This is a genomic window from Shewanella sp. GutCb (assembly GCF_002836135.1).
Lineage (GTDB): Bacteria > Pseudomonadota > Gammaproteobacteria > Enterobacterales > Shewanellaceae > Shewanella.
Genome location: NZ_PJBL01000106.1, coordinates 86,022 through 108,958 on the forward strand (window position 1 = coordinate 86,022; position 22,937 = coordinate 108,958).

Genomic DNA, 22,937 nt, shown 5'->3' on the forward strand with positions numbered 1-22,937 from the left:
TGTTTTAGAAGGATAAACCTGTGAAATATGATTGGGTACTATTTGATGCCGATGAAACTCTATTTCATTTTGATGCATTTAAAGGTTTGCAGCTGATGTTCTCTCGCTTTAATGTTGAGTTTACGGTAGAAGATTTTCAGCAATATCAAAGGGTGAATAAGCCTTTGTGGGTCGATTACCAAGATGGAAGACTCACCGCTAAACAGTTACAAAATACCCGTTTTGAAACTTGGGCTCAAAAAATAAGTGTCTCTACTCAGCGTCTCAACAGTGACTTTCTTAGCGCTATGGCTGATATCTGTACCTTATTACCTGGGGCACAAGAGTTAATTGATACCTTAACGGGTAGGGTCAATATGGGGATCATCACCAACGGTTTTACTGAGTTACAAACGATAAGATTACAGAAGGTAGGCTTTGGTGAGCGCTTTTCTCCTTTAGTCATTTCAGAGCAGGTTGGGCTGGCAAAACCCGATGTTGGGATCTTTGAGCATGCTTTTGCGCGCATGGGCCACCCTGCTCGTGAATCTATCTTAATGGTAGGGGATAACCCACATTCCGATATACAGGGCGGATTAAACGCTGGCATAGATACTTGTTGGTTGAATCGCCATGGCGAAAATCAACCAGAGGGTATTACGCCTCACTATGAAGTACGCTCGTTAAATGAATTACAGCAGATCCTGTTAGCAGGTCATTAAGCTCGTTTTTCAAAATGCAGTATTTGATTATTGGCCGGCATAGAAAAGTCGGCTATTAATGTTAATTGTTGCTCTGCTGCAAGCTGTAAAATCCACTCAAAATCTCGAATTGCACTCTGCGGATTTTGTGCAGCGAGCCAACCATCAAAATTACGATTGCTATCACTGCTATATTGACCTTGATAATTAAAGGGTCCGTAAACACACAGCTGCCCATGCACACTCAAGTACTGACCAACACCATTGAAAAATGCTTTAACCATCTCCTTGGACATTATATGCAGTGTATTCGCAGTGAAAATGGCATCAATGACAGGATGCGCTACGGGATCTATCGGCCATGGTTTTAACACATCAAGTGCTAATGGTTGCTGTAAATTAGTGCTCGGTGATTCGTTTAACCAGGCGTTGATACCTGCATGATACTCAACTTGATCGCTTGTTTGCCAGGTTAAATGCGGTAAAAGCTTGGCGAAATGGACCGCGTGTTGCCCTGAACCACTGCCAACTTCTAATACATGTGATGATTGGCTGAAGGCACTTTCCAAGATCACAGCGATGGCTGCTTTATTATTCTCACATGATTGAGAGTAGGGTAATGGCATCACAAAATACTCCTGTCGATTCAATAAGGGTTAATGTTTACCGCGTTACTTGCCTAAAAACAACTCTACAGCGTTTGTTCGCCAATTTATCTCTATCAAAGAGATAGTCATAGGCAGCGATAAGTAAAGGCGTTATTATCTAGCGTTAATATTTTGCCGCTTTTTACTGTGTTGTAGGCTATTGGTGGAGAATGACTAAACGACATAGCCTCTGCCAGGTCAAAATAGCCAATAAACAGCGACAACCCTGAAAGATCAACAGCCCTAGGTAAGGAAATAACTTGGCGATTGAACAGCAAGAGATGATGGCGTTATTAAGTGAACTTGAATGCCGTACAAACTTCACTATCAAAAAAGTCACTGAGTATATGTTACCTAAACTAAAAGAGCCTTTTTACCTCTATATAGATGGTAAGCAGGTTCAGTTAGTGATTCGGCCTGCTTATGAAGTGTTTAAAGGTGATTTTGCAGCGCTTGATGGTGTCACTGCAAAAGATCAATTTTGTCACTATTCAGAGATGACTCGTTTTCCGAAGCGGGTGCAAAAGAGTGTTAACGGAATCCATTATGGTTTGGCCTTTAGTTTCGAAAATATCGATGCTGTAAAAGGTTTTATCAAAAAACTAATCTTGATTAATCAAGGTTAATATTGGCGCGATAACATAGAGGTGAGTTTGAAAAAGACTGACAAAAAAATTGAAAACACTATCCGCATCTCGTTAACGGAGGTGTGCGAGAGCTTTAAAGGTGAAGTGTTTGGATTTGAATGGTTGAGCCATAAAGTTGATTTCTCAAATGTGAACCATAGTTTGCAGGTCACTTTTATGTTTGCCACTAACGAGTCACTTAGAAAAGCTAAGCTGCAGTTACAAACAAACAAAATGGCAAACCTTGCCTGTAGCGCGCTCGCTAAGCATAATATCCATATTAATAATGCCGCAAAGCAGTGCTGTTTTGAAACTGAAGAGCGAAGCCGTTAATCGATAGTGGGTTTGACTCCGTATGCTGACATCGATTTCTGGGCTGGAATACAAGTATAATAAGTAGGCCTGATGGTTGTTAAACACGATTGTTAATGCGTTAGTTAAAAGAGGGTTAACATTTTGTAGCAAGTGATGAGTGGCATTAACTGCAATTGCCAGCCATAATTTGTCGAGAAGGACATCTAATAAAAAGACAGGGAGTCGAATCAAATATGGATACCAATCAAGTGACTAATGAACAGGACCCTATTGATTGCGATAACGATATTGAGATGTTGTCACAATTAAATCGTAAAAGATTAAAGTTATTTGGCTTAATGATCGGCATTGTTGCAGGTTTACCCGCTGGCTTTTACAGTGCTCGTTGGGTGTATCAATGGTTATTCCCTGTGGGCTAACAACATGAGTATTGCTGTTGCATTAAAAAGGGCTCCCGAAGGAGCCTTTTTAGGTAACGGCTAACGTTCGCTAGGGTTACTCATTTCTCAATTCAACCTACTGAGTTAGATCAATTTTATAAATGGCGAAGCCAAATTCATCGTTTTCAGCTTGTTTCTCAAGCTTACGCTGTTGATTATCAATAATGAATTGATCAGCCGTTGCACTGTCTTGCGTTTCAAAACGCACATCAAGGGTAGTGGTTGGTGTGATCGTCACAAACCCCCAGTTGTAGTCAGCGCTTGGATCAACGTAACCAGGCCCGTCAACATTCTCAGTTTCACTGGTAATGTACTGTGCTAGTGCTTCACGGTTAGAATCAGGTAGTTCCATAACGACGTGCTCAGCACCAGTACCAGCGAACTTGCCGCCAAAGGCGCGGTAGTTGTTTGATGCAATGATAAATTCTTTGCTGTCTAAGTCAGTGCCAGTAAAGCTGGTCGTGCCATCATTAAATGTCAAATCGACAATGCGATTCGCATCGGCATTAACGACTTTGCAATCGCCATCAAACTTCGTCGGTTGAGTGACATCAATTTTGTAGGTTACGCCGTCAATAACATCAAAGTTATAGGTACGGTGGGTATCCCAGTTGATCAACATCTGCGGTGTGCTAACCGTTGGATCAATTTGATTGAATTGGTTAGCACTACACTCTAACCAATCTTTAAGTTCAGCACCGGTCACTTTAACCGCAACCATAGTGTTTGGATATAAGTAAAGATCAGCGGCATTCTTATAGGTTAAGTCGCCAGCGGGGACTTGAACATAAGATTCGGCATCAGCAGTTGTGCTATGACGTCCACCGGCTTTAAATGGAGCAGATGCAGACAGGACCGGAATGTCTTTAAGTTCAGCAGTCAGGTTAGCTTTTACTTTAGCAATTTGTGCATCAGACACAATTTGAACTGTTGGGTCATCTTGTACTAAAGTCAAAAAGCTATACATATCAGCAGAGGCTTTACCAATTGGTTGGTTTACGTAATTAAGCGTACCTTGGTGCTCTAATGCAACTGAATCACGTATGCCATTGTCTGCAATCACTAATTCTGGATTTTCTGCATTCTTATCATAGATAGGAGCGGCTTTTGCCGTGCGGTCGATAACAACCCATGCACCGTCTTGCATTTCAAGTTTGAGATCGACAATGCCTAAGTTGTCACCCCAGCGTCCAGGCATAACCGCTGCAACACCATTGATAGTACCTTTTTCCAAATCGGCATTCTCAAGACCTTCAAATGTTGCAGAAGGGAAAACTGAGTGGCTGTGGCCAAAAGTTATCGCATCAATACCTTCAACAAGCGATAGCGCATAAGTGGCATTTTCGTCGTTGACATCAGTAGGATTAGACGGGGTACCGACACCTGAGTGTGGAATCGCGACAATCACATCTGCGCCTTCCGCTTTCATTAATGGAACAAATTTTTCAGCGGCTTCAACTATTCCCATCACTGACACTTTGCCAGATAAGTTTTGTTTATCCCAAAGAACGATTTGAGGGGGCACAAAGCCAATATAGCCGATCTTAACGATTTGTTGATCGCCATTACTATCGATAACTGTTTTTTCTTCGATGATATACGGGGTGAATAAGTTGTCACCTTTTGATTTACCTTCCCAGCAATCCGCTTCACACAATACGTTAGCGTTAATGTATGGGAAGTTAGCACCAGCAAGCGCCTCTTCTAAGAAATCCAGTCCATAGTTAAACTCATGATTACCTAAGTTACCCACTGAGTAACCTAGCGTATTCATCGCTTTATATGCAGGGTGAGTACCACCAATGGTATGATCTCGTTTAAAGTTATCGGCGACGAAATCGCCCATAGGGCTACCTTGCAATAAGTCTCCGTTATCCACTAATACGAAGTTGCTTACCTCTGCACCTTGTTGCTTAATTAAGCTGGCTGTTCTTGCAAGACCGATAGTTGGATCGTACTTAGTTTTGTAATAGTCATAATCCATGATATTGGCGTGTAGATCAGATGTTTCTAAAATACGCAGATCAACTTGAATTCCACTATTATTTTTATCATCATCTGAACCACATGCGGTTAGACCCAGTGTAGATGCGATAACAACTGCTAAAAGTTTTTTGTTTAACATATCCATTCTCTTATATTTGTTTAGACCCCAAGAAGGCATTAAGCACTTCTTAAACTGTTAATAGGTTTATTTTTGGCATAACTCTCTATTAACGGACGCGATTATAGCGACTATTTGTGTAACTTTTGCGATCAATAGATGAATTTCAGTGTATCAATTTGTGACGTAGCTCAACATTTGCTTATCGGTTTTTTATTAATCAATACAGATGTTTGTTGTTGCGTTGGTGTTGGTTTTTAGTGTTGATCTTGTAGCGGGGGCAGCTGTTAAAATTAAGTCGCAAGGGATGGGAACATACTGGCAGTTGCCGATATCAATTAATAATATGTTAATAGCCAAAAAATAAAATTCATCAATGATTTTGCATCAAAGTATCAAGTGTGGGCATAAAAAATCCGAGACCTTAGACTGGACTCGGATTTTTAGGTTTTGATAACGACAAAAACAGTTGTTCAAAATAAGTTATCGTCAGCTTTATTACAGTTAACGCCTTTTAATATCAAGGCCTCTTTTTGCTGTTAACTCATCCAAGGCAGCACCTTTCGTGAGAAACGATCAGCTTGACCCAAACGGATTGCTGATTGATAACGCATTCTATAAAGGGCCTGATAACACAGAGGCACTAGATACAGACTGGTCACGGTTGAAAACGTCAGACCACCAATAATGGCAATCGCCATCGGTGAGTATGATGGACCGCCGCCACCCAGTTGTGCATCTCCCATTGCTAAAGGAACCAAGCCCAATACCGTGGTACCTACTGTCATCAGCACAGGACGTAAGCGGGTATGACATACTTGGCTGATGGCTTCAGAGAGTTTATCTAACTCTGGATTAAGCTGGTTAATCTGATCGACCAATACAATGCCGTTGTTGACCACAATCCCCATCAAAATCAATATCCCGATCATGGCCATAATGGACATCGGCGTCCCCGTAAACAGTAATGCCCAAAATACGCCAGTAATCGAAAACAAGATTGAGGTGATAATGGCTGTGGGTAACAGTAAGGATTCAAACAGAGCTGCCATGACAATATAAATCATCGCGATAGCTAGAATCATATTGGTTGCCATTACTGCTTCATCTTCATCTTGCTTTTGAAAACCGCCTCGCAGTGAGTATCCATAACCCGCTGGGAAGTTTATGGCTTCCATGACTTGGGTAATTTTTTCTTGAGCCTCTTCGGTGGTCATGTCATCCAAGTTAGCGCCAATAGACAATGCTGTTTGTCTGTCATAATGGCGAATGGTGTCGAATCGCGGCAAAATTTCAATGATAGCTAGGCTATCTAACGTATAAACGCGGCTATCGATACGAATAATCGGTAGCTGTTTAAGTTTTTCAAGTGATAAACGCCACTGTTGTTCATAGGCCATCTCAATACGTAACTCGCCGTTGGGATCATGGCGGAATGAACGTAACTGAGTTCCGCGCAATGCCATTGAGATACTCGATGCCACTTCATTTAATTTAAGATCGAGTCTCGCGGCCATTTCACGATCAATTCTAATCACCACTTCTTGTTGAGCACCGCTCAGTTCTGAACGCACATCGGTTAAGCCTTCAATAGCACTCAGTAGCGGAATGACTTGTTCGCTGATGTGGATTAGCTCAGTGGTAGAGCGACCTGTCAGTGAAACCCTAATGCCGTTATTCTCTCCACCCCAACCAAATTGTGGTTTTGCGATAGAAAATTTTGGAAACCCTTCGCGAATGGTTTTTTTAAGGGCTTTCATATCCACTTCAATATCTTCTTTTAGCAGCAAAGTCGATTGGCCTCTATCTGCTGCAAAGTAGCTATACACTGAGTCGATATGGAACTTGTCTTGGTTGGCGTAAAGGTAATCCTCCATTTTATTAATCATGGCTTCGGTAACATCTAAACTATGACGTCCTTCAACTTGATAGTTAATATAGAGTCGATTATTACCTTCACCATCGGATTGATCCTGCTGCACCATTGACAGTGGTAACGCTGTCGACGCGAGTAGTAATAACGCTATCACTCCTGATAGACGTGGTCTCGCCAATATCCAGTTAAGACTTTTAAGGTAGCGCTGTTGTAATTTACTCTCATGTACTTTTTCAGGTAGGTCAAACTCCATTTTACTGAGCATCAATGGCAACAGGGTTTTGGCGACCAAAAGTGATGCCGCTAGCGAAATGCAGATAGCGATGGCGACGTGTTCAAGAAAAATCGTTAACTCGACTTTAACGCCGAAGATATTGGGTAGAAATACAATGGCGGTGGTTAAGGTACCGGCTAGCACTGCTAGTGACACCTTATCGACACCGTTGAGTACCGAACTGTTGTCGTTTTTTGATGGTTGTTGTGAAGCGCCTTTTGCCATCTTTTGCAGCTGTTTTTCTTGTAATACACTTTCGGTGACCACAACGGCGTTATCAATTAACATACCGACGGCGAGCAGTAGTCCCATCATCGAAAGGATATTTAAACTGTATCCCAGTAAATACATTGCGGCGAGCGTCATACAAATAGCGATAGGTACCGATGACACAATGACCAAGGTCATTTTTAGGTTACGTATAAACAGATACAGCACCACAAAAGAGAGCAGGGCGCCAATCAAGCCTGCGGTTAATAAATCCTTCAGCGATGATGTTACGCCATACGCTTGATCTTCCATTACAAAGAGTTTAATTCCTTGAAATTGCTGATCTTGCTTAGCTCTTTCGATGACTTTCATTACGCGAGCCGATACGTCGACTAAGTTAGCTCCTGATTCTTTGAAAACATCCAAACCGACAGCATAATTTTGATCTAAATGACGACCGTCTAAACGCTCAGGCAAGGCAAACTTCACCGATGCGATATCACCTAACGTGATCCCGGGGGTAAGCACTAGCGAGTTTATCTCATCGAGATTCCTAAACTCCCCTTTAGGAGATACTTGATAAACACGTGAATCGGTTTTTAACACACCTGCGCTTATCACAAAGTTTTCTTGCTGCATGCGACGAGTGAGGTCTTTGATAGAGATATTGCTCGCGGCAAGTTTGTCTGCGTTAATGCGAATTTCTATCTGCTTTTGCTCGACGCCATACAAGGTCACTTGAGACACGCCTTCAACGCGCTCCAGTGGTCTCTTTAGTTGTTTATCGAGCAAATCAAATGCACCAGACAGTTCTCGGTCACTGGATATGCGTAAATTGAGTACGGGCATATCGGCGGTACTGAATTGCCTGATGAAAACACGTTCGACATCTTTTGGCAGCAAGTGACGGACAGAGTCGACTTTTTCTCTCGCTTCTAAGCTTTTAGTGGCAACGTTTTCTCCCCACTTCATTCTGAGCTCTATTTCAGCGCCGTTTTGCGAAGAGCTAGAGCGAAGCTCTTCTATGCCCCCCATGGTGGCAAGCGTTTCTTCCAAGATACTGGTGATGTCTCGTTCGACTTCAGACGGCGTTGACCCCTTGTATGGGACTTCAACGATGACCTGAGGAATGTCAATTCCGGGAAACATCTCTAGCGGTAACAATCTGCTAGAGGCGAGGCCGAAGAGTAAAATGGCGACAAAGAACATGGCTGTTGTTACCGGCCTTGCAATGGCTAAGCGTGTGATACTCATGCCTGGCCTCCTTCTGTTATCATCGAATCATTACTTTGTGGCTCTGTCGTTTCTTGAGCATAATCCTTGCGGTCAAAAAGTGCATAAAGAGCGGGGATGACAACCAGCGTCAACAGTGTTGATAGCGATAGACCAAATATTACCGTAATCGCCATTGGCGCGCGCACTTCGCTGCCATCACCTAAGCCCAAGGCCATGGGTGATAATCCGAGAGCGGTTGTCATGGTGGTCATGATAATTGGACGTAAGCGTGACTCTGCTGCGTTTGTTATTGCAGTCAGTTTATCTTGCCCTGATCGGCGTAATTGATTAATTCTGTCAACCAGAACAATAGCGTTGTTGACCACAATACCCGCAAGCATAATTAAGCCAATAAACACCACCACGCTCAAGTGAGTTTGAGTGATATAAAGCCCCAAAATACTGCCGCCTACTGCCATTGGCACTGCGATAAGAATGAGTAAAGGGTGCAATAGCGATTCAAACTGACTTGCCATGACCAAGTACACCAAGAACACCGCTAACACTAATGCAACTTGTAACGACTGGAATGAATGTTCCATCTCTTCATTTTGACCGCCAAAACGCGCCTGAATCGAGGTGGGTAGTGTTTGATTGGCAAGAATTTCTCGAGCTGTTAACACCGCATCATTAAGGTCGCCATAAGCTAAGTTGGCCGACACGATAGCCACGCGTTGTTGGCTCACTCTATTGATAGCCGAAGGGCCAAGCTTGAGAGTGACATCAGCAACGGCACTCAGCGAAATTGGGCGGCTACTGTTTGGATTGATGATCATTGAGTCGATATCACTAATTTGATTACGTTCATCAAGTTCGCTGCGAACCAAGATATCAATCTTACGATCGCGCACCGTATACTGACTGGCAACCGTACCGCCAATGCGTTGAGCAATACGGTTTGCGACAGAGGGGGCATCCATCCCCAAGGCTGCAAGACGCTGATGATCAAATCGAATACTTAACTCTGGCTGGCCATCTCGCAAGCTGGTATTGATATCGGCAAATCGGTCCGATTCAGACAAGGCTTCAACTAAGGTATCAGCCGTGGTTTTCAGTTGGGCAAGATCGTAACCTACCAGTTCAATTTCAAGTGGAGTCTTGAAACTAAACAGCTCAGGATGTTGGATCTTGGCTTCAAGCTCTGGGATCCGCATTGCGACGGCACGTAATTTTTGCGTGACTGCGTCAAAAGCATCATGATCGGCCAGTACAACCTGTAAACGTCCCCAGTTTTCTCCACCGCGTGAAGTATCGGAGGTCATTAAACCGCCGCTACCCGCTTGGCTGTACGCATGCTTTACATCAGCTCTATCCTTAATAGAAAGTGCTAGCGTGCGCAGTACTTTGTCTGTTTCAGACACTTCGGTCCCTGGTGGCAGTAATACTTCAACGTAGAACTCGCCTTGATTCATCGGTGGAATGAGCTCCATTCCTAAGCTTGGCACCAGCAACGCAGAGCCTGCCGTAATACCGATAGCAATAGACAAGGTGAGCACTTTAAATCTTAAGGCCGCTGCCAACAGGCGATGGTAGCCAGCTTCGAGCAAACTATAAACCCAGTTAAACGCGCTACTCAATGGGCGCATAACGAGTCCTACCACCCAAGAGACAGTGCGGCCTACAATTAATGTCAGCGTCAATAGTGCGCTGGGTATGTAGTTGAATAGCAGTATGAAAGGGAATGAAAAGACCGTTGCGCTGTAGTGCTTAAATTTTCCAAATTTGGTGTCTGGTTTGATTTTTTCAGACTTTGTTAATAATGGTGGTAGGGCTTTAAAGCCTTCACGTGAGGCTAACATCGGGATGGTGGTGAGTGCCACTAACAGCGATGCCAGTAGCGCAAATGCCACGGTAAGTGCTTGGTCTGAAAATAACGCACCAGCCACACCATCAACAAAGACCAAAGGAACAAATACGGCGAGCGTGGTTAATGTTGAAGCAAAGATAGCACCTGAAACCTCTTTAGTCCCAGTGACAGCGGCTTCGAGTTTACTCATGCCCAGTGATTTACAGCGGTCTATATTTTCCAGCACCACAATAGCGTTATCGACAAGCAAGCCCACGGCCAATGCGATTCCGCCAAGAGACATAATATTGAGGCTGATACCCGCAAAATACATCATGTTAAAGGTAGCAATAACCGAGAAGGGGATTGAGATTGAAATAATAAGGGTTGGAATAATATCTCTTAAAAATAGATAGATAACCAACATAGACAATAGACTACCGATGAGCGCAGCCGATGTGACTTCATTGACGGCACTTTCAATAAATTCTGATTGATCGTAAATGACTTTTAATTCAGCCTTGGGGCTGTTTTTGTTGAGTTTTTCGAGTTCGCTAGTGACCTTACGTGCGACAGCCACAGTATTGGCATCACCCTCTTTGTAAATGGCTAACTCAATAGACTCTCTATCGCCAATACGGGTGATATCGTTACGCTCTTTATATGAGTCAACAATATCGGCAACTTCAAACAATCTCACTAACGTTTGTTCATCACGATAGATAACAATTTGTCCGAGCTCATCCAATGAGTTGAATTGGTTTAAGGTTCTGACTAAATACTCTTTGTCGCCTTGAATCACCTTACCAGCGGAGAGGTTAATATTTTCTTCAGCGATACGAGCACGAATAAGGTCGGCGCTGAGGTTAAGCTGAGTGAGCTTTTGTTGATTAAGCAGTATATGAACTTCCTGCTGTAGTCCTCCTGAAAGACGCACCGCAGCGACGCCAGATAATGACTCAAGTTGACGTTTCAACTCCTCTTCAGCATAGGTACGCATCTGCTTTAAATCACTTTCGCTCGCAGATTTAGCCACATCAGAACTGGTACTTGGAACCGATAATGCGAGACGGACAATGGGATCTAAATTGGGATTAAACCGCAGTAATAACGGCTTTTTAACATCTAATGGCAATTCAATAGTATCGAGTTTTTCTCGTACATCGAGGCTGGCCATATCCATGTCAGTACCCCATTCAAACTCAAGTACTACATCTGACATACCAGAACGAGAAATAGAGTTGATTTTTCGTAAGCCTTTCACAATACCTGCGGCTTCTTCAATAGGTTTTGATACCAGTTGTTCTACTTCAACGGGCGCAGCACCCACATATTGCGTGCGTATGGTAATGGTTGGATAGCTTAAGTCAGGCAGTAGTTTCACTGCTAAGCGTGAAAATCCAACCATGCCGAAAAGAATGACGGCAAACATAAACATCCACACGGTAACCGGTCGGTTTACCGAGGTTTTTATTATTGACATAGCGCTTACTCCCGGTCTACTTAGCTGATGCAATATCTAAAGAGCTAATCACTTCAACGAGCGATTGGTCTTTTAGATTTTGATGACCACGAATAACGATTTGCTCACCAGGTTCGATACCAGCAACGACTTCTACTGTATCTGCTTCGCGATAACCGAGTGTTACTGTACGGCGATTAGCACTTGTTCCGTCAATCACATAAAGGGCAAATTCATTGTCTTGATTTACAAGCGCGTTATACGGAACGGTTATTACGTCATTATGAGTGTCGTATCTAAGCTCTACGCGGGTAAACATACCAGCTTTTAAGGTTGCCTTTTGGTTTGGCACTGAAAGCGTAACTTTGAATGTACCGCTTTGAGCATCAACAATAGGGCTTATCCGCAACACTGTCGCGTGAGTGGTATCTTGAGTATGTTTATTGGCAAAAATCTGTGCATCTTGTCCTAAGCGGAGGTGTTGCAGCTGCTGCTCTGGGAGGTGGACAATGCCGTACAGCTCATCTTGGTTAACGATATAAAACAGTTCGTCGAACTCTTTAGCCATATTGCCTGATTTAACAAATCGCGTCGCGACCACGCCTTCAATGGGTGAGCGGATCATGCTTTCTTGTACGTACAATGCGGCCAAATCACGTTTAGCCATGGCAGCTTGTAGGTTATATTCGAGTTTAGCCATAGAGTCGGCACTAAAAAATTGCTTGTTGTTGATTTTTTTGAGGCGATTCAGCTCTTGTTGAATAATCTCGACTTCAGCTTGTGAGCGGTCTAAATCAAATTTCTGTCTTTTTGAATCGATAATCGCCAACAGCTGGCCTTTAGCGACGCGATCACCTTCTTCAACATTGATTGACTGGATAAGTCCGGCAACGCGGGTAACAACTTTAGCTTCTTCTGGTGCTTCTAGGGTCGCGGTAGTGCTATAAAATGACGACACATCCCCTTGGATCACTGTGGTTGTCTCTACAGGGACGGCATATTTCTCTTCTTCTTTAACCTCTTCTTCTGCGCCACAAGCACTAAGCAGTGCAGCAAGTAGTATTGGGAGAATGATTTTTTTGTTTTTGAATGCTTCCATGTCTTTAAACCCATTTAAGTTATTTCATTAGGCTTTACTAAGCATTATGTGTGCCAAAGTTTAATTGAGTTTAGATACAATAGCTTAGGTTGTGCACGTGAATGTTTGTTGGTTATTTTGATGGGTGATGTAGCGAAAAGGTTCAATTGTTGCGGTTTTTAACAATGTAAGCGGAAGCTCACTTTAGTAGAGAGAGTGCGATGACCTCTAGGGTATTGAGGTCAATTACTTTTGCGCTAAAGTTTGTTCGTTGACGATTGGACTTGTGAATCTATCAATCTGTGGCTTTCTCTTAATAAGTCAAGGTCGTGGCGCTTCGCCCATTCTGTTGTAATAGAGCAGAGTCAAGGGAGAAAGCGCTTGTACCCGCTCTTGGTTTCATAAAATTCAATTGTGGTGGTTATCGATTATTGGATTTTGTAAGTAGCCCAGAATTTGATTCAAGACTTGAACTCATAGAGGTGGAAAGTGTAGTTCATTCCTTTCCATAAGTGGGTTAGGGCAGCCCTGTAACGCCTTTTGTCCAAAATGCGTTAACAAAATTCTGTCCAGAACTAAGTGAAGAAGGGTTCAAACGTTATTGTTTACCTATGCTCATGAGGGTGAACATTTTTACACCCAAGCCATTGTCATTGACTCCATAACTGAAATTTTACTGATGGAAAGCATTGAAGGCCATTTTTATAAAGAGCTGTTATCTAGTGGTATTGATCTCTTGCTGTTAGAATCTCACATTATTGATTTTATAATGTGGCAGTTCATTGAACATAATGAGACCGTTATCGGTATCAATGTTTCAAACTCAATCGCTGAATTCATTTACTTTTATTACTGAAAATCAGTGCTGCGACACTTAACAAACGCATCTAATGTACGTCAAACGCTAATTTTCCCGCCAATTTTAGCCAAGCATTATTTGCCTGTTACGTGGGCGTTGTTATGATCATTATGTCTATTGAATTACTGGAAACACCAAGCTGGAGAACAACTTACTATGTCTGAAAGATTACGAGTGAAACAGGCATCGCCTTTACTCTCTTTCCTCACCACAGAGCTAAAAGGCTGGAGTCGCAGCAAAATAAAACAACGGCTGACAACAGGATGCATCATCGTCAACGGTCAGCCTATCATGCGCCATGATCATGAGATCAACGTCGGCGATGACGTGGAAGTTCGGGCAACGGGGAAGAACGTGCAACTTAAAGTCTCCCGGCTTGAAATCTTGTATTCGGATAACGATCTTATCGTCATCAACAAACCTGCTGGCTTGTTGTCAGTGGCAACAGCCAATGAAAACAAAGACCATGCGCTTGCCATTCTTCGCAAGCAGCTCACGCGTCCTAAGCGTACTGTTAATCTTTGGCCTGTACATAGGCTTGACCGTGATACATCGGGTGTTTTGATGTTTGCAACTTCTCGCGAGATGCGCGAAGCCGTTATGGATGGTTGGGCTGAGGCTGAAAAAACCTACCTTGCGGTGGTTGAGGGTTGCCCTAATCCGAGTCAAGGCACCATTGACCAGCCCTTGAGAATAGATCCTGAGAAGTATCAAATGATAGTTGGTCCACATCCAGAAGCTAAAAAAGCCATCACGCATTTTAACACCCAGCGAACAGTGGGGGAGCGGTCATTGCTTGAAGTTCAACTGGAGACGGGTCGACAACATCAAATTCGTGCCCATATGGCTTGGCTAGGGCATCCGCTGATTGGCGATCCCCGTTATGGAACTGAAGGCCCGCGCATGGGTTTGCATGCGTTGCGCCTGAGTATTACGCGACCAAAGACTGGCAAGCGACTTACTTTTGAGACACCGGCACCGGATGACTTTCTTAATTTGCTCCGATAATAGCAAATTGCCTCACCATGCTAGCCAATAATGTTTGACGCAGGTAATAAAAAAGGCACTCAATGAGTGCCTTTTTTAGTTTAGCAATGAGCTTGCTTACTAACCGCGTTTGTCTTTAGCAACAAAACTACGTTCAGCATCACCGGTATAAAGCTGGCGAGGACGACTGATCTTGTGACCAGGCTGATCTAGCATCTCTTTCCAATGTGCAATCCAACCAGCTGTACGCGCTAGGGCGAATCATAACGGGGTGAACGTGCTTTGTTAGCCAATAAAAAAGGCACTCAATGAGTGCCTTTTAGCTATTAATTACTCGATTGAGTCATTAATCGCGTTTGTCTTTAGCAACAAAGCTACGCTCAGCATCACCAGTGTATAGCTGGCGAGGACGACTGATCTTGTGACCAGGCTGATCTAGCATCTCTTTCCAATGTGCAATCCAACCGACTGTGCGCGCTAATGCGAATAGTACGGTGAACATGCTTGTTGGAATACCAATAGCCTTCATGATGATCCCTGAGTAGAAATCAACGTTCGGGTACAGCTTCTTAGACACGAAATACTCGTCTTCTAAAGCAATACGTTCAAGTTCCATTGCAACATCTAACAATGGATCATTGACGTTGAGTTCGGCAAGCACTTCATGACATGTTTCGCGCATAACTTTTGCACGAGGGTCGAAGTTCTTGTAAACACGGTGACCAAAGCCCATTAGACGGAAAGGATCTTCTTTGTCCTTAGCACGTGCAATAAACTCTGGGATACGGTCAACACTACCGATCTCTTCAAGCATGTTTAAACAAGCTTCGTTTGCACCACCGTGAGCAGGTCCCCAAAGAGACGCAATACCCGCAGCAATACACGCAAATGGGTTAGCCCCAGATGAACCGGCTAAACGAACGGTTGAAGTCGATGCATTTTGCTCATGATCCGCATGTAGTATGAAGATACGATCCATAGCACGTTCAACGATTGGATTAACCTTGTACTCTTCACATGGCACTGCAAACATCATGCTTAGGAAGTTACCAGCGTAGCTTAAATCGTTACGTGGATAGACAAAAGGCTGACCAATAGAGTACTTGTAGCACATCGCTGCGATTGTTGGCATTTTTGACACCAAGCGGTAAGCAGCAATTTCGCGATGGCGCTCGTCATTCACATCCAAAGAATCTTGGTAGAATGCAGAAAGGGCGCCAGTAACGCCACACAACATTGCCATTGGGTGAGCATCACGTCTGAAACCTCTAAAGAAGCTCGCAAGTTGCTCGTTAACCATGGTGTGGTTTTTAACCGTGTGTACGAATGTATCGTACTGTGCTTTATTCGGAAGCTCTCCGTAAAGCAGCAAATAGCATAAATCTAGATAATCAGAATCTATTGCCAACTCGCCAATTGGGTATCCGCGATGAAGCAGGATCCCTTGGTCGCCGTCGATGTAAGTAATAGCTGATTCGCAGGAAGCTGTAGCGAGAAATCCTGGATCGAAGGTAAAGTGACCTGTGCTACCTAGCTTACTGATGTCTATTACATCAAATCCTGCCGTTCCTTTCTTGATCGGCAAATCGATTGATTCGTTCCCTGGTAGTTCCAACTTGGCTATATTATCAGCCATACCCCATTCTCCTTACTTCATTCTTATTGAGTGCGGCTTATCAAACCCCAATACTTTACAGTGAATCTAGATCACATTTCAATTTAAATAAGCGTTTAAATTTGTTAGACCATGGTCTTAATTAGCAATAACCACCTGTTGCAACAGGGGCTTGGCAGATTTTTTTACCAAAAAAACAAAATTTGCATAATGTGATGTTTGTATTTGACATTTCACCCACGTATACTTGCTGCGGCTCAGATGAGCTGCATACATTGACGAATAGTTACCACATTTATACAACCTTAATTAGTGGTCGCTAAACTGTTAAATGTTTGTTTCAAGTTTTCTTTTGCAAAGGGCTTAAACTGTGACCTAGTTCACGGATGGGGATCTGAGTAAAAGCGGTTCGTATAACAAAAATTAGCTCAATTGAGCAGAGTGAGCAGAACGTGAAAAAGCAAAGACCTGTCCATTTAGATCTGCAGACTATACAGTTCCCAGCAACGGCGATCGCGTCCATCCTACACCGTGTATCGGGCGTTATTATGTTGTTTGCTGTCGGTATTCTTATTTGGTTGCTTAATGAATCATTAGCATCCGCTGAAAGTTTTGCTGGCGTCCAATCTCTTTTTGATAACTTTATCGTCAAGTTTATCGTTTGGGGAATTCTTACCGCGTTGGGTTATCACTTGATAGTGGGTTTACGCCACTTAGTGATGGATGCCGGCTACTGGGAAGAACTTTCTTCAGGATTAACTTCAGCTAAAGTCGCTATGGCGTTATCAGTAGTGTTTTCTATCATCGCGGGGATTTGGGTATGGTAACTAATGCAGCAAGTCTTGGTCGCAGTGGTGTCCATGACTTTATTCTTATACGTGCAAGTGCAGTAATTCTAGCCTGTTACACCATCTTTATGGTTGGTTTTATCGCATGTAGCTCTCCATTGACTTACGATGCATGGCACGGTTTATTCAGTGCTCTGCCGATGAAAGTCTTCACACTTCTCGCACTGGTTGCGATTCTAGTCCATGCATGGATTGGTGTTTGGCAGGTACTTACCGATTACGTTAAGTGTGTGTCATTACGTGGTGTGCTTCAGTTTGTTTTTGTCGTAGCAGCCTTTTCTTATATGGCCGCAGGCATTTTGATTGTGTGGGGTGTTTAATTGAGTATTCCAGTTCGCGAATTTGACGTGGTTGTTATCGGCGCTGGTGGCGCGGGTATGCGCGCGGCATTGCAGATTTCAAAAGAAGGTAAGAGCTGCGCGCTGTTATCTAAAGTTTTTCCTACTCGTTCTCACACCGTATCTGCACAGGGTGGCATTACAGTCGCACTGGGTAATGCGCACGAAGATCACTGGGAACAGCACATGTACGATACCGTGAAAGGTTCTGATTTTATCGGTGACCAAGAAGCGATTGAGTTTATGTGTAAAACCGGTCCTGAAGCCGTTATCGAATTAGAGCAGATGGGTCTACCATTCTCTCGTTTTGAAGACGGTACTATTTACCAACGTCCGTTCGGTGGCCAATCAAAGAACTTTGGTGGCGAACAGGCGGCGCGTACTGCTGCAGCAGCTGACCGTACAGGTCACGCTCTACTTCATTGTTTATACCAGCAAAACGTTAAGCATAAGACTCAAGTATTCTCAGAGTGGTACGCGCTAGATTTAGTTAAAAACGACGACGGTGTCATTGTCGGTTGTACAGCAATCGAAATTGAAACTGGCGAAATCGTTTATTTCAAAGCTAAGGCAACAATTTTAGCGACAGGTGGCGCAGGGCGTATTTACGCATCGACTACTAATGCACACATCAACACCGGTGACGGCGTTGGTATGGCGATCCGTGCCGGCGTTCAAATGCAAGACATGGAAATGTGGCAGTTCCACCCAACGGGTATCGCTGGCGCAGGTGTTCTTGTAACAGAGGGTTGTCGTGGTGAAGGTGGATACCTGCTAAACAAAGACGGCGAACGTTTCATGGAACGTTATGCCCCTAACGCGAAAGATTTGGCTTCTCGTGACGTGGTAGCACGTTCGATGATGACTGAAATTCGTGAAGGTCGTGGTCTTGACGGTCCATTAGGACCGCACTGTTTACTTAAGCTTGATCATTTGGGTAAAGAAACGCTTGAAGCGCGTCTTCCTGGTGTATGTGAATTGTCTCGCACATTCGCGCACATCGATCCAGCTGATGGTCCAATTCCAGTATTACCGACTTGTCACTATATGATGGGTGGATTACCTGCCAAAGTGAGCGGTCAAGTGTTACGCCAAAATGCTGATGGCAGCGAAGAAGATATAGTGGGTCTATTTGCCGTTGGTGAGATTGCGTGTGTATCAGTACACGGCGCTAACCGTTTAGGTGGTAACTCGCTGCTTGATTTGGTGGTCTTTGGCCGTGCAGCAGGTCAGCACTTAGGTAAAGCGCTTGATGCTACACCTAACCCTAAAGATGCCACTGAAGCCGATATTGACGCTTCTCTAGCACGCTTAAATCGTTGGGAAAGTAACAAAGATGGTGAAGAGCCTGAGGCTATCCGTAAAGATCTTCAACTTTGTATGCAGCTTAACTTCTCAGTATTCAGAAGTGGTGACGCAATGGCTGAAGGCCTTGAAGAACTGAAGACTATTCGAACACGTCTAGCAAACGCTAAGCTCTCTGATAATTCATCTGAGTTTAATACTCAGCGAATCGAGTGCTTAGAGCTTGATAACTTGATGGCGACAGCGATTGCGACAGCTACGGCAGCTAACTTCCGTACTGAAAGTCGCGGCGCACATTCTCGTGAAGATTATCTAGAACGTGATGATGAAAACTGGTTATGCCACAGTGTTTATGACCCGATTACCGAGCTTATGACTAAGCGTGATGTGAACATGGAGCCTAAGCTTCGTGATGCGTTCCCGCCTGTTAAGCGCACCTACTAGGAGAAGCCCCGATGAAATTGGAATTTGCAGTTTATCGCTACAATCCTGATGTAGACACTAAGCCTTACATGAAGGATTACAGCTTAGAAGTGGACGAAGGTACTGATATGATGGTACTGGATGCACTGATAAAGCTAAAAGAGTTAGATTCAACATTGTCATTTAGACGCTCATGCCGTGAAGGTGTGTGTGGTAGTGATGGTGTTAACATGAACGGTAAAAACGGTCTAGCGTGTATCACGCCTGTTTCTACCTTCAAAAATAAGAAGATTGAGATCCGCCCACTACCTGGTATGCCTGTAGTGCGTGACTTAATTGTAGACTTAACACAGTTCTACACCCAGTACGAAAAGATAAAGCCTTACTTGATTAACGATGAGAAAACGCCTGCGCGTGAACATCTGCAATCACCAGAAGAGCGTGCACATTTAGATGGGCTCTATGAGTGCATCATGTGTGCATGTTGTTCTACAGCTTGTCCTTCGTTCTGGTGGAACCCTGATAAGTTCATCGGTCCGAGTGGTTTGCTTCATGCCTATCGCTTCTTGATCGACAGCCGCGATACTGCGACTGAAGAGCGTTTATCAGAGCTTGATGATGCGTACAGTGTATTCCGCTGTCACGGTATTATGAACTGTGTTGATGTTTGTCCTAAAGGGCTTAACCCGACAAAAGCAATTGGACACATTAAGTCTATGCTTCTGAAGAGAGCTGTTTAGATGCAAATTAAAGAGCCGATATTGATATAGCTCTATGAGAGTCACTTTCATTTAGGAGAGTGACTCTTTTTGTCATGGAAGACAAAAATAGTAAATCTGGAACTCTAGGGGCTACAGAGATTGCAGAATCCTTGCTTAGAACAAGATTCTGTATTTATGACTTTGGCTAAGCACGTGTATACAGTTTGAAAGGAATAGAAATGCACCAAGGCATCATGAAAGCCTGGCTTGAATCGTCTCATCTTAATGGCGCGAATTTGACCTATGTAGAAGAGATGTATGAAGCCTATCAAGAAGATCCGCAGTCAGTAATTGAAGACTGGCGTGTCGTGTTTGATAACCTCCCTCTAGTGAATGGTACATCTAGTGACGTGCCTGAAGCTGCCCACTCTAAAGTACGCGACTATTTTCGTAGTCTTGCATTAGATGGACGTCAGAAAGGTTCACCTAAGGTGACCGATCACGAAGTCGATGCAAAACAAGTTAAAGTCCTACAGATGATTAACGCGCACCGTTTTCGTGGTCATCAGAACGCGAATTTGGACCCGTTAGACATTTGGAAACGCGATAAAGTTTCTGAATTAGACCCGGTTTTCCACGGTCTAGACAGCGATGATATGCAGCGTGAATTCAATACCGGTTCGTTTGCTCATGGTGGTGATACCATGAAGCTAGTCGATCTTGTTAAAGCGTTAAAAGCCACTTATTGTGGTTCGATTGGCGCAGAATACATGCATATCACTGATACGGACGAGAAACGCTGGATCCAGCAACGTCTCGAACCGTCTCTCGGTGCCGCAAAATATTCTAAAGCCGATAAAACTCGCATTCTTGAAGGACTTAACGCAGCCGAAGGTATCGAAAAATACCTTGGAGCTAAGTTCCCAGGTGCAAAACGTTTCTCACTCGAAGGTGGTGATGCGCTTGTTCCTATGATGCGCGAAATACTTTATCGTGCGGGTGATGCAGGTACCAAAGAAGTGGTCATCGGCATGGCTCACCGTGGTCGTTTAAATCTACTCGTCAATGTGCTTGGTAAAAAACCATCAGAGTTGTTTGATGAATTTGCCGGTAAGCATAGCGATGAACTTAACGGCTCGGGTGATGTTAAGTATCACCAAGGTTTTTCCTCAGATTTTGAAACACCCGGTGGCAATGTCCATCTTGCACTCGCCTTTAACCCATCTCACTTAGAGATCGTAAATCCAGTGGTTATTGGTTCAGTACGTGCTCGTTTAGACCGACGTGAATGTGACACCGGCCTGCAAGTGATGCCAATCACCATCCATGGTGATTCTGCTATTACGGGTCAGGGCATTGTTCAAGAAACCTTTAATATGTCGCAAACTCGCGGCTTTAAAGTAGGCGGTTCAATCCGTATCGTTGTCAACAACCAAGTCGGTTTTACCACAAACTTGATGGAAGATGTTCGTTCAACAGAATACTGTACTGATATTGCCAAGATGGTACAGGCGCCTATTTTTCACGTTAATGCTGATGACCCTGAAGCGGTCGCTTTTGTTTCTCAACTTGCTGTTGATTACCGAAATGAATTTAAGCGTGATGTGGTGATTGATTTGGTTTGTTATCGTCGTCATGGCCATAACGAAGCGGATGAGCCGAGTGCGACTCAGCCATTGATGTACGCCAAAATCAAAAAACATCCTACACCAAGAAAAATCTACGCCGACAAGCTCATTGCTGAAAATGCAATCGGCAGCGACGAAGTAACCTCGATGGTGAACGCTTATCGTGATGCATTAGATGAAGGCGATTGTGTGGTTAAAGAGTGGCGTCCTATGACGTTACATTCTGTCGACTGGACACCCTATATCGGCGCTGAGTGGAATGATGATTATCCTGCGCAAATGTCAATGGATCGCATTAAGAACCTCGCCGATAAAATCAGTTATGTGCCAGAAAGCCACAAGTTGCAATCTCGAGTAGCAAAAATCTACAAAGACCGTCTATCGATGGCTGCTGGCGAAAAGCTTCTCGATTGGGGTTTTGCCGAGACGTTGGCATACGCATCCATTCTTGAAGATAAGAAGCGTATCCGCATTACAGGTCAAGATTCAGGCCGTGGAACATTCTTCCATCGTCATGCTGTATTGCATAATCAAAATGACGCAACGGCGTATATGCCATTGCGTAATATCGCTGACGATCAAGGCCCAATTGACCTTATTGATTCTGTCTTGTCTGAGGCATCAGTGCTTGCATTTGAGTATGGCTATGCAACGGCGGAACCTGGTGGACTGACACTGTGGGAGGCTCAGTTTGGTGATTTCGCTAACTGTGCACAGGTGGTGATTGACCAATTCTTGTCATCTGGTGAGCAAAAGTGGGGCCGTCTATGTGGCCTAACGATGTTGCTGCCACACGGTTATGAAGGTCAAGGCCCTGAGCATTCAAGTGCGCGTCTAGAACGCTTCTTACAGCTTTGTGCTAACCACAATATGCAAGTTTGTGTGCCATCAACGCCAGCGCAGGTTTATCACATGTTGCGCCGTCAAGTTGTACGTCCTATGCGTCGTCCACTTGTGGTTATGTCACCTAAATCACTGCTACGTCATCCATTAGCGGTTTCAAGCTTGGAAGAGTTAGCCGAAGGTACATTCCAAAATGTTATCGGTGAAATTGATGACTTAGAGCCGAGTAAAGTTGATCGCGTTGTGTTCTGTAGCGGTAAAGTTTACTTCGAATTGCTAGAGCGTCGTCGTAAAGAAGGCAAAGATAACGTCGCACTTATTCGCGTGGAACAATTATATCCGTTCCCACATGAAGAAGCGGCAGCGATGATCGCTGATTATGCACACGTCAAAGATTTTGTTTGGTGCCAAGAAGAGCCGCAAAACCAAGGGGCTTGGTATTGCAGCCAACATCATTTCTGGAGCGTTGTACCTGCAGGAGCTCAGTTGAGCTACGCCGGTCGTGAAGCTTCAGCAGCGCCAGCATGTGGTTACCCTACGCTGCACGCTCAGCAACAAGAATCGTTAATTAGCAGTGCATTAAAACTGTAGTTATAGACATTATATAAAAAGGATCG

At 44.0% G+C, this 22,937-nt stretch carries 17 protein-coding genes; 11 read left to right on the forward strand and 6 right to left on the reverse strand.

Features of this window, described 5'->3' with window-relative positions:
- Positions 1–20 precede the first annotated feature (20 nt).
- Positions 21–701, forward strand: coding sequence for a pyrimidine 5'-nucleotidase (yjjG, locus tag CXF86_RS21805; RefSeq protein WP_102040016.1), 681 nt, complete (start codon positions 21–23; stop codon positions 699–701).
- On the opposite strand, the gene CXF86_RS21810 is transcribed toward yjjG, so the two are convergent.
- Positions 698–1,306, reverse strand: a complete 609-nt coding sequence (locus CXF86_RS21810; protein WP_101091158.1) for a DUF938 domain-containing protein — start codon at positions 1,304–1,306, stop codon at positions 698–700. The genes yjjG and CXF86_RS21810 overlap by 4 nt on opposite strands.
- A 281-nt stretch (positions 1,307–1,587) precedes the next feature.
- Here CXF86_RS21810 and CXF86_RS21815 point away from each other — a divergent pair, with 281 nt between their 5' ends.
- The 3 genes from CXF86_RS21815 (at position 1,588) to CXF86_RS21825 (ending at position 2,687) form a co-directional block, all read left to right on the forward strand.
- Positions 1,588–1,953: a hypothetical protein gene (locus tag CXF86_RS21815; RefSeq protein ID WP_101091157.1), complete on the forward strand. Its 366-nt coding sequence runs from the start codon at positions 1,588–1,590 to the stop codon at positions 1,951–1,953.
- Between the two features lie 27 nt (positions 1,954–1,980).
- Complete coding sequence (locus CXF86_RS21820; protein WP_102040017.1) at positions 1,981–2,286, forward strand: Fis family transcriptional regulator; 306 nt, start codon at positions 1,981–1,983, stop codon at positions 2,284–2,286.
- A gap of 215 nt (positions 2,287–2,501) precedes the next feature.
- The gene (locus CXF86_RS21825; RefSeq protein ID WP_101091154.1) at positions 2,502–2,687 is read left to right on the forward strand and encodes a hypothetical protein; all 186 of its coding nucleotides are present in this window, start codon (positions 2,502–2,504) and stop codon (positions 2,685–2,687) included.
- Positions 2,688–2,784: 97 nt separating this feature from the next.
- On the opposite strand, the gene CXF86_RS21830 is transcribed toward CXF86_RS21825, so the two are convergent.
- The 4 genes from CXF86_RS21830 to CXF86_RS21845 all read right to left on the reverse strand — a co-directional run bounded on the left by CXF86_RS21830 (position 2,785) and on the right by CXF86_RS21845 (position 12,794).
- Complete coding sequence (locus CXF86_RS21830) at positions 2,785–4,833, reverse strand: bifunctional 2',3'-cyclic-nucleotide 2'-phosphodiesterase/3'-nucleotidase (protein WP_102040018.1); 2,049 nt, start codon at positions 4,831–4,833, stop codon at positions 2,785–2,787.
- 518 nt (positions 4,834–5,351) lie between these two features.
- Entirely contained in the window at positions 5,352–8,426 is a 3,075-nt protein-coding gene (locus CXF86_RS21835) for an efflux RND transporter permease subunit (protein ID WP_101091151.1), read from the reverse strand.
- Positions 8,423–11,716, reverse strand: a complete 3,294-nt coding sequence (locus tag CXF86_RS21840; RefSeq protein WP_101091149.1) for an efflux RND transporter permease subunit — start codon at positions 11,714–11,716, stop codon at positions 8,423–8,425. The genes CXF86_RS21835 and CXF86_RS21840 overlap by 4 nt, the downstream gene beginning before the upstream one ends.
- 16 nt (positions 11,717–11,732) lie before the next feature.
- Positions 11,733–12,794 carry an efflux RND transporter periplasmic adaptor subunit gene (locus CXF86_RS21845; RefSeq protein WP_101091148.1) on the reverse strand — a complete coding sequence of 354 codons (1,062 nt, stop codon included), beginning with the start codon at positions 12,792–12,794 and terminating at the stop codon, positions 11,733–11,735.
- A gap of 580 nt (positions 12,795–13,374) precedes the next feature.
- Between CXF86_RS21845 and CXF86_RS21850 the strand changes: the two genes are divergently transcribed.
- Both CXF86_RS21850 and CXF86_RS21855 read left to right on the forward strand, forming a co-directional pair.
- Positions 13,375–13,629, forward strand: a complete 255-nt coding sequence (locus tag CXF86_RS21850; protein ID WP_101091147.1) for a hypothetical protein — start codon at positions 13,375–13,377, stop codon at positions 13,627–13,629.
- Positions 13,630–13,788: 159 nt separating this feature from the next.
- Positions 13,789–14,640 (forward strand): RluA family pseudouridine synthase, encoded by an 852-nt coding sequence (locus CXF86_RS21855; RefSeq protein ID WP_102040019.1) that lies wholly within the window; start codon positions 13,789–13,791, stop codon positions 14,638–14,640.
- Positions 14,641–14,965: 325 nt separating this feature from the next.
- On the opposite strand, the gene CXF86_RS21865 is transcribed toward CXF86_RS21855, so the two are convergent.
- Positions 14,966–16,255 carry a citrate synthase gene (locus CXF86_RS21865; RefSeq protein ID WP_101091145.1) on the reverse strand — a complete coding sequence of 430 codons (1,290 nt, stop codon included), beginning with the start codon at positions 16,253–16,255 and terminating at the stop codon, positions 14,966–14,968.
- A 410-nt stretch (positions 16,256–16,665) separates the two neighbouring features.
- On the opposite strand from CXF86_RS21865, the gene sdhC reads away from it, so the two are divergent.
- From sdhC to sucA, 5 genes are all read left to right on the forward strand, one after another.
- Entirely contained in the window at positions 16,666–17,061 is a 396-nt protein-coding gene (sdhC, locus tag CXF86_RS21870; RefSeq protein WP_101091144.1) for a succinate dehydrogenase cytochrome b556 subunit, read from the forward strand.
- A complete protein-coding gene (sdhD, locus tag CXF86_RS21875; RefSeq protein ID WP_101091143.1) occupies positions 17,055–17,402 on the forward strand; it encodes a succinate dehydrogenase, hydrophobic membrane anchor protein in 348 nt (115 codons plus the stop codon). Before sdhC ends, sdhD begins: the two co-directional genes overlap by 7 nt.
- Positions 17,403–19,169: a succinate dehydrogenase flavoprotein subunit gene (gene sdhA, locus CXF86_RS21880; RefSeq protein ID WP_101091142.1), complete on the forward strand. Its 1,767-nt coding sequence runs from the start codon at positions 17,403–17,405 to the stop codon at positions 19,167–19,169.
- Between the two features lie 11 nt (positions 19,170–19,180).
- On the forward strand, positions 19,181–19,888 hold the full coding sequence (locus tag CXF86_RS21885) for a succinate dehydrogenase iron-sulfur subunit (protein WP_101091141.1): 708 nt from the start codon (positions 19,181–19,183) through the stop codon (positions 19,886–19,888).
- Between the two features lie 200 nt (positions 19,889–20,088).
- Entirely contained in the window at positions 20,089–22,911 is a 2,823-nt protein-coding gene (gene sucA, locus CXF86_RS21890) for a 2-oxoglutarate dehydrogenase E1 component (protein WP_102040020.1), read from the forward strand.
- Positions 22,912–22,937 lie beyond the last annotated feature (26 nt).

Bases quoted from the DNA above. Each gene is read 5' to 3' on its own strand.
- CXF86_RS21830 (WP_102040018.1), bottom strand. From the start codon at position 4,833: ATGTTAAACAAAAAACTTTTAGCAGTTGTTATCGCATCTACACTGGGT.
- CXF86_RS21845 (WP_101091148.1), bottom strand. From the start codon at position 12,794: ATGGAAGCATTCAAAAACAAAAAAATCATTCTCCCAATACTACTTGCT.
- sdhD (WP_101091143.1), top strand. From the start codon at position 17,055: ATGGTAACTAATGCAGCAAGTCTTGGTCGCAGTGGTGTCCATGACTTT.
- CXF86_RS21835 (WP_101091151.1), bottom strand. From the start codon at position 8,426: ATGAGTATCACACGCTTAGCCATTGCAAGGCCGGTAACAACAGCCATG.
- CXF86_RS21810 (WP_101091158.1), bottom strand. From the start codon at position 1,306: ATGCCATTACCCTACTCTCAATCATGTGAGAATAATAAAGCAGCCATC.
- CXF86_RS21865 (WP_101091145.1), bottom strand. From the start codon at position 16,255: ATGGCTGATAATATAGCCAAGTTGGAACTACCAGGGAACGAATCAATC.
- CXF86_RS21855 (WP_102040019.1), top strand. From the start codon at position 13,789: ATGTCTGAAAGATTACGAGTGAAACAGGCATCGCCTTTACTCTCTTTC.
- CXF86_RS21825 (WP_101091154.1), top strand. From the start codon at position 2,502: ATGGATACCAATCAAGTGACTAATGAACAGGACCCTATTGATTGCGAT.
- CXF86_RS21885 (WP_101091141.1), top strand. From the start codon at position 19,181: ATGAAATTGGAATTTGCAGTTTATCGCTACAATCCTGATGTAGACACT.
- sucA (WP_102040020.1), top strand. From the start codon at position 20,089: ATGCACCAAGGCATCATGAAAGCCTGGCTTGAATCGTCTCATCTTAAT.
- CXF86_RS21840 (WP_101091149.1), bottom strand. From the start codon at position 11,716: ATGTCAATAATAAAAACCTCGGTAAACCGACCGGTTACCGTGTGGATG.